Below are 16,925 nucleotides of genomic sequence, written 5' to 3' on the forward strand. Positions count from 1 at the left end.
GAATCGCCGTTATCCGACGGCTCCAGGCCTGCATTGGCTGAGTCGCCAATTGATTTTCGCGCATGTCAGGCGCGGGCCCGCGTTTCGAACTTTTTCCATCGGCAACCAAATTTGTTTGGAACCGATTCGCGGGACGTGCGTTTATTGCGGTTCGACTGCGCTGCGGTCGACCGGGAGGATAATTATGGATCGCTTGCATTTCTTTACCCCAGTGCGAATTGCGCGTGGGCAGGGATACCCTGTGGAGGAAGTCGATAGCGTCTCCGAGGCGATGGTGTTCCTGCGGAAATGGCCAACGGGACGGCGCGGACCGGTTTATCAGTGCGCCCTGAATTGCTGCGCGGCGGCACTGTCGGGCAAGATGTCGGCAGAGGAAGCGCGAAAAGCCTTTGTCGGCTTTGCCCGCATCACCCGGCTGCTCGACGATGACATGGCGCTGCCGCTGGGTGGCGCGTCGATGGACAATGTCCACGCCTTGAGGCGCTAGCGCCGTCACGCCCCCGCGGCTGCGCTGACAGATGCGACGATGAGGCGTCGGCTTATGGTCGACGTCGCTGTGCTGTCGTCGGCTCAGTTTTCCTTGAAAGAGCGTGTGAGCGAAGCCTGCACCGGGGCCAGCATATAGTCGAGCAAAGTGTGCTCTCCCGTCAGGATCATGACCTCCGCCGGCATGCCGGGCGACAAGTGCACGTCATGCAGCTCTGCGAGATCGGCGGTGTCGACTTTGACCTTGGCGAGGAAATAAGGCTCGCCGGTCTTTTCGTCCGTCAGCCGGTCGGCCGACACCGATGTGAGCAGGCCATGGATTTGCGGCAGATGCCGGCTCGGATAGGCCGACAACACCACGCGAGCCGGCATGTCAGGATGTACCACGTCGATATCCGCCGGTTTGATGCGTGAATCGATGACCAGATTGGGCTCGTTGGGAACGATATCAAGCAGCGCCTGGCCGCTTGCGATCACGCCCGATTCGGTCGTTATGCGCAGGTTCATCACCGTTCCGGCGATTGGTGCGACAATGTCGGTCCTGGCCAGCACATCCTGGCGCGAAGGTAATTGGCTGCGCAGTTCAGCCAGGTCCCCTCGCACTTTTGCGAGATCCTCATTGGCGCTCTCGCTGTCCTGTTGGCGCAGGTTGAGGAGCTGGAACTCGGTCTCGCCGATCTGCTGGTCGTTATGTGCCACTTGCGCGCGGTTCGACGCCTGATTGGCGCGGATCTCGGCCTGGGACCGCTGCAGCGCCAGTATCCGCGGCAGCCGCTCCAGTCCCTGTTTGTACATTTCCTGCGCTGAGGCGATCTCCTGGTCGATCAGCCTGAGCTGCTCGGCCTCGGCGGCAATCACCTCCCTCGATCCTGTACTTTGCTCCTGGATTTGCGCGATGCGCTTGTTGAGGATTTGCGTGCGCCCCGCACGGGTCGCCAGGCGGCTGTCGAGCAGCGTCTGTTCCTCGGCGACCACCTTTCGCGCCGTCTCGCTGTCGATCGATGTCAGCTCCTTGGGCAAGGTGATCCGGTCCTGCCCGGCAAGCTCCGCGACCAGGCGCGCTTCGGTCGCCAGCAGTCGGATATAGTGGCCTTGCAACTCGTCATAGCGACCTTGGGCGTCGGTCGTCTTCAGGCTGATCAGCACCTGGCCGGCGCTCACCTTGTCGCCGTCCTTTACGTGGATCGCGCCGATGATGCCGCCCTCCAGATGCTGGACGGTCTTGCGATAGCCCTCGGGGCTGACAACGCCGTTGGCGACGACGGCGCTTGCCAGAAGGGCGACGCTTGACCACGCGGCGGTGCCGCCCACGAAGACGATCACCGACACATAGCCCAGCATGCGCGCTGGCCGCGTCCGTTGGTTCAGGTCGCGGCCGCTGGCGCGGAGGGCAGGTGACCGCCGCCGGACCAAGCCTGAAACCAGCAGCAGGACGAGCACGCCGGCGGCCGCAATCATCGTGACGCGCGTCGGCTGGTTCAGGCCGCTGAACGAAATCGATGCCGCGGCGACCAGATCGCCTGCGGAAATGGACAGTCTGTCCGCCAACGCGCCCAAGCTATCCATCAGCCTGTCCAGAAGTCGCCAAATCGATCACCGCCCATGGCTCACTCCCCTGCCTTCCGGTTTGCTGGCGCATTGGCGGCGATCTTGTCCCGTATGGCCGCCGGCACCGGGATGTGCCTGGGCTGGCCTGCCAGCGCGCCGAGCACCTCGTCGCGCGTGCCGAACATCGAAAGGGATCCGTCGCGGATGAGGGCGATATGATCGGCAGTGCGCAGAAGATTGGTCTGATGGCTGATGATGACTACCGTGCGGCCCCGCTCCTTGAGCTGCTGGAGCACGTTGAACAGCGCCACTTCGCCTTCGCCGTCGAGGCCGGTGTTCGGCTCGTCGAGGACAATCAGCGGCGGGTCACCGAATAGCGCCCGGGCCAGCGCGATGCGCTGGCGCTGGCCGCGCGATATCCGGGCCCCATGCGGTCCGACTTCGGTGCGATAGCCGCTCGGCAGTCGCAGGATCATCTCGTGGATGCCGGCGAGTTGAGCCGCGGCTATGACCGCTTCGCTGTCGACGTCACGCAGGCGGGCGATGTTCTCGGCGATCGTTCCAGGGAACAGCTCGACCTGCTGCGGCAGATAGCCGATATGCTGACCGAGTTCCTCCGCAGGCCAGTTCCAGACCTCCGCGCCATCCAGCCGGACGTGGCCGAGCGAGGGCCGCAGCGTGCCGACAATGAGACGGCAGAGCGTGGTCTTGCCCGAGCCGGACGGGCCAATCACGCCGCAGGTCTGGCCGGGTTCGACGCCGAAGCCTATCGCGTTCAGCAGCGCCTGCGACGTCCCTGGCGCACAATAATGCAGGTTTTCGAGCTTCAGCCGGCCTTGCGGGCGGGGCAGGCTGACGCCGGCTGTTTGCATCGATCTGGTCTCGGCGAAAAGCTTCATCAGGTTGCGGCGCGCGGTCCGCGCGCTGACCAGACTGCGCCAGGCGCCTATCGAGCGCTCTATCGGCGCCAGCGCGCGGCTGAGCAGGATGGAAGCCGCGATCATCGAGCCGGGTGTCAGCTCGCGACGCAGGACGAGATAGGCGCCGAGCCCCAGCACGGCCACCTGAAGGGCGAGACGCAGCGAACGCGACAGGCTGCCGATGATGGTGGTGCGCTGTAAAATCCGGGTCTGGATGTCGATCAGCGATTGCTGGTTTTGCTCCCACCGCCGCAGCGCCGGCCCGGACATGCCGAGCGAGCGCAATGTCTCGGCGCCATCGATGAATTGACCGACGGCGGCCTGGCTGCGGCGAAGCCCCGCTGCCGCATCCTGGCCTTTGCGGCGGGTGAGGAAATCGTTGGCGAGCGCGGCGCAGAACAGAAGCACGGCGCCGGCAAGGCCGACTACACCCAATGCCGGATGCAGAAACCACATGAACGCCAGGAAGACCGGCGTCCAGGGCGCGTCGAGGAAAGTCAGTATGCCATCGCCGGCAATGAAGCCGCGCAGATCGCCCACGTCCTTCAGGCCGGTTTCGAGGTTGCTGCCGGCCAGGCGCGCCTCCATGGCGCGTTCGATCACCGGAACGCTGAGCTGGTCGTCCAGCCACTGGCTGATATGCCCGAGCATCATCCGGCGGGCGTGTTCCAGCAGGCCATAGACGGCGATGGCGCCGATGACGGCAAGGGTAAGCCATAGCAGCGTGTCGATCGACCCGCTCGACAGCACCCTGTCGTAGATCTGCAGCATGTAGACGGTGCTGGCGAGCAGGAGGAGATTGGTAAGCAGGCTGAAGAGAAGGAGGGCGGGCACCTGATGGCGGGCCAGATGCATCACTTCCCGGAATTGCGGCCTTGGCTGCATCACGGATACCCCCCGCTTCGATGCCGTTTGTCAGTGCCCGGCCCCGGCGTTGAATTGGCGCCTGGGCCGGTGTCGTTACGGGGGCAGCATCGGCTGCCCCCGTAAGGTCAGGCGTCAGGCGATGTCGACCAGAATGTGCTGCACCGCTGTCGTATCGCCGTCCGCGTCCGCTATCTGGACGCCGAAGTCGAGGTGCGCGTCCGGTGTCGTGGTCTGCGTCGAGGTGAAGCCGAGGTCCACGATCTTCAGCACGTCGTTGTCGGTCGCGTCCCAGTTCACCAGTGCGGTCTGAGAGCTACCGCCTGCTGAGCCCGTCGCCCGGTTCAGGTCGATCGCCGTCGGCGTCTCCTGAAAGCCGGCCAGGTTCGGGTTATCGGGACCGATGATCCCGTTACCGGACTGCATGATCTGTGCACCCTGGATCACCCAGTTCTCGCCGACACCATTGTAGTCGTTCCTCTCGATGATGATGAGGCCGTCGTTGTTATCGAGTGGGAAGTCGGCTGCGTATGCGGTAGGCACCTGCCCCATTTTGTAGATGTCGGCGTTCTCGATGTAGATCGCCTTGGTGGTATGCACGCTGCTGTCCGTGCTGCTGACGAGTTGAAGGATGACCATCAGGTCCTCACTGGTGCCGATCCCGTCGAACTTGATGGCCATGTCGGCGGCCGTCTGGCTCGGGGTGATGCTCTCGGTGCCGATGCCAGGGCTGGTGTCGAAGAACCGCAGCGTCAGCAATTCGCCTTTCTGGATGGTGTCGCCAGCGACCCCGTTCGTGCTCTGGGTAGCAGACACCCAGTCCTCGTGGTTGTTGGTGACCAGATCGCCAGGGTTCCACGCGGTGTCGGGGGGTGTCGCGTTGTCGCTGTCACCGGTAGAGTTAAGACCGAACTTGATGGTGTTGGTGACCGAGTTCGCCGTGAACTGCACGAAGAAGTCCCGGTCGGTCGTTTCGGGAGTGCTGTCCGCCTCGAAGAGCTTCTCCACCACAATGTTCGGGTGGCCGACATTGCTCGTGGGCTCCTTGGATAGAAGCTCATTGGTGTGCAGGATGTCTTTGGTGAAGCCCTCCACCGCGTCGTTCAAGGTGATGGTGTAGGTGTCAGCATCCTTGTTGAAGACTAGGGTACCGCCCGCCGTGGCCGTTTGGTCGCCAGCCGTATTCGGGTCGCTGTCGTACGAGATTTGCCAGTTGAACGTTGCCTGGGTGGCGTCTTCCGACTGGAGCGTCGCGGACGAGCTAATGAACGGCGTCTGCGTGTTGGGGACAAGACCTGTGAGGTTGCCACCAAGGCTGAGCTGGATGCCGGTAGCCACGACGTCCTGGTCGACAAAGTCCGAGTGCGTGGTGTCGTAGAACGCGGCTGGGTGGGCATCCGCCCCAACATCGTAGCCGAAGGCCCCGGTGGCCGACGCGTTGAGCGTGTTGGCCAGCGTCTCGTGCTGGATACCTGGGGTAACGGGGTCCCCGTCGAACGGCACCGTGATCGTCGGCCCGTCGTCCTTGAAGACGAGGTTCTGGCCGATGTTGAGTGTGGCCGCCTGTTGATCGCCGTCCTTGTCGATGATGGTCGCGGTGAGTTGAATCAGGTTGTCCGCGTCCAGCGTCTTGCTCTCGTCCGGGTCGCTGGTCGGATGGACCACTGCCCGGAGCTGATCCAGGGTGACGCTACCGGTACCGCTAACGGAGACTGTGAACACAAGGTCGTTGCTTGTGGCGGTGCGACCTTCGATGATGGCACCATTGAGCGAGAGGACGACCGCCTGACCGGTTAAGGTGTCGGTAAGTCCGGTCGAGCCCGCTGTAAAGCCGAGCGCATAGGTCACCGTGCCGGCTCCGTCTGCCCCGAAGGCCGAGCTGAAGTTCGCTGCAAAGCTCTTGGTGTCGTTGGTCGTAAGGACCGTGTCATCGACAGTCAGCGTCGGCTTGGTGCCGTCTGCCGTGATGCTCGGCCCGTCGTCCTTGAAGTTGAGGTTCTGGCCGATGTCGAGGGTGGCCGGTGCGTGGTCACCGTCCTTGTCGGTGACGGTCGCGGTGAGTTGGATCAAATTGTCGGCTGCCAGAGTCTTGCTCTCGTCCGGGTCGCTGGTGGGATGGACCACCGCGCGGATCTGATCGAGGGTGACGTTGCCCGAGGCGTCGACAGAGACCGTGAACACGAGGTCGTTGCTCGTGGCTGTGCGACCTTGGATGGCGCCGCCACTCAGCGAGAGAACGACAGGCTGCCCAGTCGCGGTGTCGACAAGTCCGGTCGAACCTGCCGTAAAGCTAAGCGCGTAGGTCACCGTGCCCGCCCCGTCTGCCCCGTAGAGAGGGCTGAAGTTGGCGGCAAAGCTCTTCGTGTCGTTGGTGCCAAGAATCGTCTCGTCAACGGTCAGCGTCGGCTCGGTGCCGGTCGTCGAAATGCTTGGTCCATCGTCGTTGAAGTTGATGAAAGAGCCGACTTGTTCGTTGTAGGCGTTGGCCACGTTCCCAGCAAAGTGCACTTCCTTGACGTCGAAATAGTCCTTCTCCATGTCGATATTCTTGATGGTGAATCGGTCGAACGTTCCGCCCGAGCCGCCCGCGGTCGTGAAATCGACGGTCACGCCCTCGCGGACGTTGTGCAGGACCATTCCGGTGCCGCTGAGATCAACTGTTATGCCCAGGGCGGCGGCCGTCGTCGCGACGCCGTTCAGCTTGAACGTCACTCCGGTGATATTGATCTCGGTATCGTTGTCGTCACCCGGCAACACGGAGCCTTTCGCGTTGTCGTTATTGTTGTAGGCGTGGACCTCAATATCGGCCACGGTGTTGGTGGGTGTGGACTGCGAGATCGAGAAACCTGCGCCGGAGACGTTCTCGATGTGGTCGGTGTAGTTGGGCGCGAGCGGCGTGTCGGTAAAGTTCTTGCCAGCGCTCTGGGTGCCGCCATTTATCAGATCGATCTGAAGCTCACGGCCGAAGCGTACATCCTGGGATGAGACGCCCAGGCCTTGCGTGCTGACGTTGACTTCAGCCTGCACCCCATTGTCGTGAGCGGTGACAAGGATCTTCTGTGAGCTCGCGACGTCGGCGTCGAGGATGTACCAATTGTTGTGTCCGGGAGGGGCGTCGCCGAGCTGGCTGAAATTGAGCACGGTCGTTCCCGTGACCGATGCGAACACCTTGTTGAGCAGATCGATCTGGTCGTTCGGGTTAGTTGCATCCGGATGGAACAACGGCACATACTGAACCAGGTACAGGTCTGCATTGGTGGCGCTGGTGCTGGCCAGCCCAAACGAGAAGGCGAGTGGGCCGGTCGGGGCGGGCATGGTGGCCGCGTTTGAGGTCCCAATGACGCCGATCACAACGTTTGGGTGAGTTTGATCTTGGAACAGCCAGACATAATTGCCATCGACCGTCCGGATGCCGCTGTTCACGCCGACGGTGGTTGAAAACGGAGTTCCGGAGGCATTCTGCGTGAGAATAACCGAGGTGATGGTTTCGCCCGCATTTGCCGTGGCGATCACGAAGTCGCTCTGGAAGGCGACCTCGGGTGAGGCCAGCCCTCCCGGACCGTCGAGGCCCAAGAGATAGGTAAGCGTGTCGTTGGTGCTGTGCGGCGGAAGGGCCGGGTTGATGTCGTCATCCTGCGGGCCGGTGGTCTCGTCGATGATGATGTCTTGAGCTGTGATATCGAGTGCCATTGGAAATTCTCCCTGGTTTCAATGCGGCAGCGCGATTTCAGCCCCAACGCTGGCAACCGGCCGCACGGACGCACATCCGCTGGCCAGGCCAGCGCTACGCGCCATCGTTAAAGAAAACTGGAGTGGTGAATTGACTCTCGGGAGGGGTAGAGGGGTTCGGAGGAGCCGCCGCTGATCCTCCGCTCCTTGCCCCGTCAGACATTGCTGGGGGGATGCGTCCTGTGCGCATCGGCAATCCGCCCACGGCGGGCGCCGAAGATAAATGATGAGGGCATACTAACCGCCCCTCCCCAACAGGCATGACTGCCTGCACGCCTCCACTGCTCATATTATGAGCAGCTAATGTTTACTCTTATTTGTGGAAAATTAAAACTGGACTATTGATTTTTTAATAACTATGTGACTTGGGAAAATGGTCCCTCTCGAAATGGGACTTATGTCCCTGTCGTCGAAGTATCTGAAAATAAAAGAGAATGCGGTATATTGCGCTGACAGATTTGATTATGACAGGGGCAAACAGCATTGAATAGGCTTATGCAGACGACGCTCGCCATAGCACCAATGATGGATTGGACGGATAGATAAGTAATATCAAAATAGTTGCGGTAGGTCATGTGCAAAAATCGCACACGAAAGTTCTACTTCCTTTCTTTTTTCGTTCGCACGACAGAGCTGCCAACAGCGCGATTTAGACGCTCGTTTGCCCACGATATTGACCACTGCATCGCGGACGTTCGATATCGTATCGTTTGCCATTTGTCCGGCGCCGTCCAATTTGCATGGCGAACGCACCACCGATCAGCCCGGCACCAATAAGGAGGCTCATCCACCAAGGCGCGCGTGGCCACCGGCGCCCTCGATTGTCCGGCGATGCGCGATAGCGGAGATGATTGTACCTCTTGTGGGCGACATCGATGTAGCGTCCGCCACGACGCGATCTATGCGGCCGCTGCGTCATTGCCGGTCGCAGGCGATGCCGCTGTGATTGCCATTGAGGCCATGCGTATCTGGACCCGTCAGCGGCGTGTTTGGAGGCACCACGGGGTTGTCGCCTTCGCCACCGGCGCAATCCAGATCGACGCTGCTATTCGGAAGGGCGCCGGCTGAGCGTGGCAATGGCACACGACGATATCTCTGGACGACACCGGTCATTCGCTGGCCCTCGCCCTCAATCTTGGTGTTGTTGCTCTGAGGATTGAAAGGGTCGACCGTTTGCAGAAGTTGGTTGGTGCGATTGGCGTCGCCCGCAGCCGAGGTCGTCGTGTCGTAGTTGTTCATGTGGTCAGCGGCGCAGCCGCTAAGGCCCAACGCCATGCTAAAAAATACCCAAGGGCGGTTCATGGGAGTCTAGACGGGCGAGGGGTTGACGCCCGCGGCCCTCAACTGGGCCCAAGTTTCGACCGGGTGGTGTACGCTGCTTTGTCGCCCGCCACGCACTTCTTGTTTGCATCGGACCAGTCCAGCAGAGCGGTGTTGATCCAACTCCCTGGCGCCCGTGCAATGCCATACGGCGTTGGCGATTTGCCGGCGGCTTCCGCAGCCGCAGCTGCGCGGGTTCCCTGACCTCGCGGCGCCCATTTCCATCCATTCAGGATGAGGTAGTTTTTCATGTATTGATCTTCAAGAGCCAGGTTGCCGAGCGCGTTTCCAATGCCTGCTCCTGCAACAAACCCTGGAGACCCTATAGCAATATAGCCTTAGTCAACCGATCCCTTTTGCATTTCGCACTGAGCATGGGCGACGTCGAATCTCAGCCCCTAACCTATCTGGACAAAATCGGCTTGATTGCTTGTTTGACAGCCGCAAAGTAACGACACTGGCACAGAGTGCCATCAAAGCTTGAACTCTCATACCCCAGTCCTCCCACGGCTTAAGGATAAGCGTCTATTAAAGTGAATTTTGTGCAAGCCGAGTTGCATCGCGAAGGTAAACAGCCGCCTTGGGCGATGGCCTTCAGGCGGCATTTCGCCCCGAGATGTGCTATGTTCGCCTCATGGGAAGAAGGCAAAACAGAAGGCCAAGCGCGTAGTTGAAGAGCCGATTGGAGAGGCGCTTGCCGCGGAGGCTGCCTACTATGCCCGCAAGTGCGGTATCACCATAGTGGCAGGTTTCAGTGAGCGGCGGCATTGAGCGGCACCTGGAATCTCGAGCTGATAGCCGCCGGGAGCTATATCCTCCAACTCATGGAGAGCGCAAAGATGGTAAGATAACTGGCCCGGTACTTTCCGCAGCGGCTCTCCAGAATTTCAAACGGTCTTGGACTTTTCAACGCACGTTGATCCATCCATGCGCCGGCGACGGCGCCCCAGACCGAAGCCAAATAAAGTGTCCCGCTAGGCGGCGATTGCTCTTAGGACTGCCCAGCACAGGTGACGGGGGCGCGGATTATCCTCTTACATCGATCCAAGCGGGTGCGTGATCGCTCGGCTTTTCCCACCCACGGGTCTCGACATCGACACCGGCGGCCACAATGCCCTCGGCAAGGGACGGACTCACAAGCAGATGATCCATGCGCAGGCCGGAGGTTCGATCGTAGCCGCCGCGATAGGAGAAGTTCCAGTAGGTGTAGATGCCCTTGCCAGGGTGGATCAGTCGCATGGCATCGACCCACCCTAGGCTCAGCATGCGGGCATAGGCCTCCCTGCTTTCCGGAAAGAAGACGGCATCGCCTAACCACCGCCGAGGCACTACGGCGTCGATTTCGGTAGGGACGACGTTGAAGTCGCCACAAAGCACCGTGCGCTCGCCCAGGAGCGATTTGCTGTAGTCGACGAGACGCTCGAACCAGCGCAGCTTGTAATCGAATTTGGGGCCCGGCGCCGGATTGCCGTTCGGGAGGTAGATGCAACCGACGACCAGGCCGTCGATTTCAGCCTCCAGGTATCGGCTGTGCGTGTCGTCGGGATCGCCAGGCAAGCAACGGCGACGTTCGACCGGATCCCTCCCTCGCGCCAACACCGCCACCCCATTGTAGGATTTCTGGCCGTGCCAGATCGCGCCGAAACCGGCGTTCCGAATTGCTTCGACGGGAAATTTCTCGTCGGATGTTTTCAGTTCCTGAAGACAGACCACGTCATAGTCGGTCTCGCCAAGCCACTTCAGGAGCACCGGCAGGCGACCGTTGACCCCGTTGACGTTGAAGGTCGAGATCAGGGTCACGATTTTCTCCTTGGCTTGCCTGAGCTTGCAACGCAATGGTAGCCCGTGGGTTCAACTGTCGTGGCAACCAAGCGGGATTGGTCGACGTTTTCACCTCGAAACGAACGCGACCGGAGTTCCATTCAAAGGCATGCCCGCCGGCCAAAAGAAGGACCCAGTAGGGAAGAAGCTGGCTGAGTGGCCGCTAACGCCGGCGGCGACGCTGGGATCATCCATGCGGGCGAGGGGCATTTTCCTCGAGATCCGCGCGCGCCTTCCCACGTCCCTGAGAAAGCTGCTTCACATCGAATCCCGCGTGCTCACCTTGCGCCTGCCGGAGGGCGTCGATGCCGATGTGCAAGCTGCAGCGGCGATCGTGTCCAAAGCCATGCGCGATATCGAGGACCTTCCGGTCATCCCCCGCGAAGTCGAGGATATCCTGACGATCTCGTCCGGCGAGCGGCACCGCTGGCTGAAGGGCGGCCGGCTGCAGAGCGCGGGAACCAGAACAGTCAAGCTTCGCGGTCGCGCCCGGAAAATCACGTTCCATGTTTTTGACCCGCGCCATATAGAGGATGTGCTTGACCGCGACCTAGTCAGCGTTTGGCGCGAGGAAGACGCCGCCACCCGCGCCGAGAACCGGCGACGAGCCGCCGGCAAGGCGGCCCTGAAGCGAGCCCAAAGGAAAGGCCGCGATGCCGAAGATCATCCTGACGAAAGCAGCTGCGAGGCATCCCGCCCTAGAGGCTGGGAAGATTTCGATATGGACGGGCTCCTGCGCTGACGGGGAGCTCGATTTTTAGGGCCAGGCTGGAACGGCTTCTGCGTTTTGCTGCCACCTCGTGCTGTCGCTGGAGCTGAAATCTATCGGAATGAAAACCTTGCAATTCCTGCTGGTGTAAGGCACCGCGTTTCTTGATGGAGATAAGGCCACGTTGGCAAGAGACATCGATCTTGGAAAAATCAGCAGAAACAACGGCTTTTGGATTATAGGGATGCCAGCCAGAGACGAGGACGCGTTGCTACCGTGTCTAAACTGCCGGTCGGGCGCCATCCTCGAAAGGCTTGGCTCAGCCCGGCGGTCCGTTGGGTCGCGAGCTCCCAGTCAGATGCCTGTGCCGCTGTGGCGGGCGAGGCGCACCAGCTCGGCATAGTCTTTGAGCTCGCGCTCGACCCCTGGCCGAAGATCAGCAGGTCGAGGCTTTGCGTGCCTTTGACATAATCTTCCAGCACCTCGACCAGGCGCGTCGCAGCGCCACGACCGCCGGCGCGGCGCAGGACCAGCTCGCGCCGTAACGCAGGAAGCGATAACAGAGCGTGGGCGCCGAGATGATGGTGAAGCAGACCAGGAAGAAGACGATGAACTGGCGCTCGTTGAGGCCGGCGACCGGCTGGAAGAAGAAGCGGAAGGCAAGCGAGGCCAGATAGAGCACCACCGTCAGGCTGCCGGAGCCCTTGAGGATGTTGAAGAAGTCGGGTGTGGAGGCAAAGCGCCAGACGGTGTTATAGAGGCCGCTGGATCGGAACAGCAGATGGGCGATGAGCACGACGAGCGCCCAGCAGGCCGCGTTGATCGGCGACTCGACTGGCGGTCGATCGCTCGGCAAGGCGTAGCGCTACAGTTCAACTCTTCTCGCAAGACAATACCCGCAAGCAGTAGCGGCGGATGGTTTGCAGGTCCGAAACCGCAAAGCGCTGCCGACGTTCCTCGACAGGAGCACAGCGCTGCAGCCTGCGAACGACTATGGCCGGAAACGCACTGGAGGCTCTCGATCAGAAAGTTGGATGGCACCGGCTGTTGTGGATCAAGCCTGAATTCCAATCAATGATCCAGGACAATGATGCGCGCTTAGTCTGGAGCCACACGCCACCGTATCCAGCCGGATTAGGACAATCGAGTGGAGCAAGTGATGCGCAATATGCCAGTATTGGCAGTGATTTTTGCAACCGGATGCCAGCATCAGGCCCAAAGAGCGGGGGAAAGCCGCTCTGGTGGGTTTTAATTGGGAGTAGCCAATATTAAGATTGGCTCCTAGCCGGCAATTCCACCTATGTTGCCGGCTAGGCCCGACGGTCAGACAAGTTGTACCCCAACGGGGCTGTCGGGCCGCCCGAACTCAATGATCGGTCGTCTGATCGCGAGGCCCGGCGCCGGTGGGGTAGGGTTAACGGCGCCGGGCCTGACCGGCAGAATCGAATTCTTCGCACCGGCGATGTAATATATATACCATTGAATATATAAGAAGAATTCAGCCAAACGAATGACTAGGGAGTAGAGGAAGGGCGCGATTTGCGTCTAGCTTAACCGATTGAATCAGCCGGCCGTACTGCAAGCGACAAAAAGGTCGACATCGCTTTGGGCCGTCCGCGGGATAACCAAAAAGCTAATGTAAGCTGAGCTGCAGGTTGCGCTGCAATGGTCGCAAAACGCGTCCTGCGACCCCCTCTCTAAGAAGCGAAATTGACAATTCCTGGGCTCCAATTCAGAACCTTAAGGACGCACTGGCGCTCGACGCGCCATTCAACTCTTGATGTATTCGCCGTCGAATCCAGCGAACTTCGTCAGGCCAGCAGAATCGAGCAGGCGGACATGGCCCTGGCGAAATTCAAGAAACTTGCGCTCGCGCAATTCACGCAGCATTCGGTTGAGGTGGATCGGGGTAAGGCCAAGCGCGTCAGCAAGATCGTATTGGGTGAGCGGGCATTCAAAACCGTTGCGATCAACGGCGCCAACTCGTTGCAGACGTGCGGTTAGTTCGAGCAACAAATGCGCCGTCCGCTCCAAGGCGCTTCGTCGCCCGACATTGGCGAGATGCTGGGCCATTACGGCACTGTTGCGTGCGAGGGCCTCAACAATGAACGAGAAAAGATGAGACGACTTCATGGCAGCGAGCGTAAATGTCTTGTTGGATGCGACCAGCAGTGAAAGCTCGGTTTGAGCTGCGAACGTCTCCACAGCGCCGCCTGGATATGAATGAGGCAGAACGACATCGCCAGTCAGGGCAAAATCGAGAACCTGTCGCTGCCCTCCCGGAAGCTCATGCGAAATGCAGCCCCAACCCGAGTCGACGATGTATATACGATCATTGTAGTCGCCCTGGCTGAAGATCACAGCGCCGGCCGGATATCTCTTCGCGGCGAATCCGAGAGTTTTGACGAGTGCGGCGTCCTCATCGCTAAGTCCAGCATATGACGGACGAGTCTCATCCCCTTTCGAAAAAGAACGTGAAGCATACGGCATCCGTACCCCCCGATCCCTACTCTACACACCTCTATTTATACCGTCCTTAAACCCACCGCGTACAAAAAATTTAACGTGTCGTCGACCCTTTTGGAAATGGACACAGAAAGGTGTCGCGACATCAATTTGTGAATGCCCATGGCTTAAAGTGGTCCAAGTGTGGTTCATACGGTCTACAGGACGGCTTCGACTATGACTTGCTTCTCTTAAAATTCTCCCTCATTGAATCAACTATCTCGCTAGCGACGAGGCAACTCCGGTTGTCCGCCTGGTCGGCAGCATTGCGCAATGTCAATGACGCATCCTTGAGCAATCCCCTGATCTCTGCTGGTGACAATAACTCCGAAGCCTCGAGTTCCAAGAGCACCGATTCACTCACGTGCAGCGCTGCAAGCGCTACCGCTCGGGGCCTTGTCGCCAGCAGCTTCAGGAGATCACCACTGCGCCTGTCCCGCGATCTGTTTTTTGCCATAGCCGTCTCAGCTGTCCAGACAAGGGTTTTCTAAGTTTCAACGTCTGACAAGTTTTGCTCGGTCCAAAACTGAAAAAGCCGGCGCCCTCATCAAGGCGCAGCTTACAGATGAGGCTATCTCAGTTTGCTGCGACGACACAGAGGCTAAGGGATACCGAATTAGCGGTAGCAGGCGTTGTGCGGATCGCGGTAGGGGAGGTGCAAGACGTCCACCTCGCAGAAGGATCTGCTGCCGTTTCGAAATAAGCGGCTGACACTTCCTTCAGCGGTAACTCTGCTTCGGAACGGGGCTGTCGTTTTTCTGAGATGGCAGCGGAAACTGTTCAACCTGTCCTTCGGTCTTGTCGAGATACTGCATCAACGCCGTCACCAGATGGTAGAAGATGCTCGCAGGAACGTCGGCCGCCAGCGACCGTCCGCGCTCGTCAATCCGGTCCACCCACAGGCCAAGCGGCGCGGGATCGATATGCCATCTGAAGAGGCGTGCCACGCGCGCCTCGATTTCGGGTTTCAAATCGGGCCCACCAATGTCGTCCAACGCGATCGCAGCCTTGATAGCCTCGCATTGCGGCCAGCTGCGCGACAGCGTGTCCAGGGGTATCCCTTGTCGCGACACCGCCGCGTACGCCAGCCCTGTCGCCCGATTCAATCCGCTTGCGACCGCCGATGAATAGAGTTTCCTGGCGTAAGCACCCAGGTCTTTTTGCCTGCTGGCACGCGCGAAGTCGACGAGTAGGGAGGCCCATTCGAAATGATGCCCCGGCTCGGTCCACTGTCCCTTGTCTCCCGGCAACGGCAGCCAGTCGGCATCGAAATATTCGCCGAGCGTCCAGCTTTCCTGGTCGAAGAAATGGCTGCGGAACAGATCGATCACGCGGGCCGCCCGGCGAAGATATGTGCGATCGCCGGTTGCGGCATGCCAGGCAAGGAAAGATTCAAGCATATGCATGTGCGGATTCGAGGATCGGATTCCGTTCCAGCCGGGCGCTTCGAGGAAGCCATTTAGGCTGCCATCCTCGAGGTGGGAATCGATGAAATGAAATGTCTCCTCGGCGAGCTGCAGCGCAGCCTGGTTACCGCATCGATATGCGTGCGCAAGTGCGAGGAGCACGCAGGAATGATCGTAGGCATCCTCCACCGGATCGACAACGCTGCCATTGGGGTTGAGCGTGCGCACCCAGCCGCCTTGGTCGGTGCGGCCGTATTTTGCGATGAAGTCGATACCGTGGTCGATCAACTTGTCGGCCGCGCCGGTCCAGCCGCGTTCCTTTGCCACCGCGAAAGCATAGATCTGGCGAGCCATCGTCCGCATCCGCTTGGGTTTGCCCAATGGCCTCGCATCGAAGCCGAGCGCCTCGTGGAAGCCGCCATGTACATGGTCGACCCCTTCGTTTGACCAAAGCGGAAGGGTCTCGTTGAAGAGCCAGTGCTCGACGCGCTTGCGCCATGACCCGCTGACAATGACCCGGTCTTCCGAGGCCGTGAACTTCGTCTCGAGACGCCCGCTTTTCTCCAGCTGTTCGACAACTTTCTTCACATTCTGACTGTGGCTGACCGGGGCCACGAATATTGCGTCCGGCGTTGCTACCACCGCCACATCCTTCATTCCGATCACGGTAAGCAGCCTGCCTTGGCTTCGGAGGTAGGAACTGTCGCAATCCATGGCCACGACATCGCCCATCATGACGTTGCCGTTGCCGTCCGCGGGGCTGGCCTCCAGCAATGATTGCCACGACCCAAGGTCGTTCCAGCGAAAGGATGCCGTCACCATCGCGATGCTATGCGCATGCTCCATGACGGCATAGTCGATCGACGTGGAGGGGACAGCCGAATAGAAGCCCTGGGGCAGGTAAAGACCGGAGACATCAGCCCTGGCAGTCCTGAAGGAGCGTTCCGCGGTGTCCCAGATCTCCGGCTGAAACTCGATCAAAGCTCTCTGCATGGTGTCGGCACGAAACAGGAAGATGCCTGCATTCCAGTAGAACCTTCCCGACGACAGGTATTTTTGCGCTGTCTCGATGTTCGGCTTTTCGACAAAGCGTGAGACCGCTGCCGCGCCGTCACCATTGGCGGCAACCTCAATGTATCCATATCCGGTCTCTGGATGAGTAGGCTTGATCCCAAACACGACAATGCTTCCTGAGTCTGCGGCCGGCACGCCCGCCTCGACGGTTTCCCAGAACTGCGTCTCGGTCGAAATGGCGTGGTCGGATGGGACCACGAGCACGAGCGCGTCTTCGCCGTGTTCAGAAATCGTCTGCAGTGTAGCGATGGCGACGGCTGCGGCGGTATTGCGGCCCAGCGGCTCGAAAATCGGCTTTCCGCCATTCAGGCCTAGTGGACTTATGTCCGAGATGACGCGTTCGGCATGGCGTTCGGACGCTATCAGATAGATGGGAGTTTCATTGTTCGGCCACGCCTTCAGGCGCCGAACCGTCTTCGCCAGCATGGAACCATCCCCGGAAAGATCGTGAAATTGCTTGGGATTGTCTTCGCGCGAAAGCGGCCATAGCCGGGATCCGACACCCCCGCTCATGACAAAACTTACGATCCGGTGTGCCATGCT

Annotated in this window: 11 protein-coding genes and 1 pseudogene; 3 read left to right on the forward strand and 9 right to left on the reverse strand. The window is 60.1% G+C overall.

Annotation, left to right across the window (positions count from 1 at the left end; translation table 11 throughout):
* Positions 1-184 precede the first annotated feature (184 nt).
* Positions 185-487, forward strand: coding sequence for a DUF982 domain-containing protein (locus FJ423_RS10195; protein WP_095765383.1), 303 nt, complete (start codon positions 185-187; stop codon positions 485-487).
* An 83-nt stretch (positions 488-570) separates the two neighbouring features.
* Here FJ423_RS10195 and FJ423_RS10200 read toward each other — a convergent pair whose 3' ends face one another.
* From FJ423_RS10200 to xth, 6 genes are all read right to left on the reverse strand, one after another.
* Positions 571-2,052 carry an HlyD family type I secretion periplasmic adaptor subunit gene (locus FJ423_RS10200; RefSeq protein ID WP_140841325.1) on the reverse strand — a complete coding sequence of 494 codons (1,482 nt, stop codon included), beginning with the start codon at positions 2,050-2,052 and terminating at the stop codon, positions 571-573.
* A gap of 41 nt (positions 2,053-2,093) precedes the next feature.
* Positions 2,094-3,839 carry a type I secretion system permease/ATPase gene (locus tag FJ423_RS10205; RefSeq protein ID WP_246680134.1) on the reverse strand — a complete coding sequence of 582 codons (1,746 nt, stop codon included), beginning with the start codon at positions 3,837-3,839 and terminating at the stop codon, positions 2,094-2,096.
* 114 nt (positions 3,840-3,953) lie between these two features.
* The gene (locus FJ423_RS10210; RefSeq protein ID WP_140841327.1) at positions 3,954-7,508 is read right to left on the reverse strand and encodes a DUF5801 repeats-in-toxin domain-containing protein; all 3,555 of its coding nucleotides are present in this window, start codon (positions 7,506-7,508) and stop codon (positions 3,954-3,956) included.
* A 954-nt stretch (positions 7,509-8,462) separates the two neighbouring features.
* Positions 8,463-8,786 (reverse strand): calcium-binding protein, encoded by a 324-nt coding sequence (locus FJ423_RS10215; protein WP_246680122.1) that lies wholly within the window; start codon positions 8,784-8,786, stop codon positions 8,463-8,465.
* 101 nt (positions 8,787-8,887) lie between these two features.
* A complete protein-coding gene (locus tag FJ423_RS33495; protein ID WP_181174770.1) occupies positions 8,888-9,118 on the reverse strand; it encodes a hypothetical protein in 231 nt (76 codons plus the stop codon).
* 775 nt (positions 9,119-9,893) lie between these two features.
* The gene (xth, locus tag FJ423_RS10220; RefSeq protein ID WP_140841331.1) at positions 9,894-10,667 is read right to left on the reverse strand and encodes an exodeoxyribonuclease III; all 774 of its coding nucleotides are present in this window, start codon (positions 10,665-10,667) and stop codon (positions 9,894-9,896) included.
* Positions 10,668-10,797: 130 nt separating this feature from the next.
* Here xth and FJ423_RS10225 point away from each other — a divergent pair, with 130 nt between their 5' ends.
* A complete protein-coding gene (locus FJ423_RS10225; RefSeq protein WP_140841482.1) occupies positions 10,798-11,430 on the forward strand; it encodes a hypothetical protein in 633 nt (210 codons plus the stop codon).
* 403 nt (positions 11,431-11,833) lie between these two features.
* Here FJ423_RS10225 and FJ423_RS10230 read toward each other — a convergent pair whose 3' ends face one another.
* Entirely contained in the window at positions 11,834-12,253 is a 420-nt protein-coding gene (locus tag FJ423_RS10230) for a hypothetical protein (RefSeq protein ID WP_246680123.1), read from the reverse strand.
* A 20-nt stretch (positions 12,254-12,273) separates the two neighbouring features.
* Between FJ423_RS10230 and FJ423_RS34780 the strand changes: the two are divergent.
* A pseudogene (locus FJ423_RS34780) lies at positions 12,274-12,492 on the forward strand (hypothetical protein); the annotation flags it as partial.
* Between the two features lie 675 nt (positions 12,493-13,167).
* On the opposite strand, the gene FJ423_RS10235 reads toward FJ423_RS34780, so the two are convergent.
* Together FJ423_RS10235 and FJ423_RS10240 are read right to left on the reverse strand one after the other, a co-directional pair.
* The gene (locus FJ423_RS10235; protein ID WP_140841333.1) at positions 13,168-13,887 is read right to left on the reverse strand and encodes a Crp/Fnr family transcriptional regulator; all 720 of its coding nucleotides are present in this window, start codon (positions 13,885-13,887) and stop codon (positions 13,168-13,170) included.
* 734 nt (positions 13,888-14,621) lie between these two features.
* Positions 14,622-16,922, reverse strand: coding sequence for a mannose-1-phosphate guanylyltransferase/mannose-6-phosphate isomerase (locus FJ423_RS10240; protein WP_140841335.1), 2,301 nt, complete (start codon positions 16,920-16,922; stop codon positions 14,622-14,624).
* Positions 16,923-16,925: the final 3 nt, after the last annotated feature.

This window comes from Mesorhizobium sp. B2-8-9 (assembly GCF_006439475.1).
Taxonomy (GTDB): domain Bacteria; phylum Pseudomonadota; class Alphaproteobacteria; order Rhizobiales; family Rhizobiaceae; genus Mesorhizobium.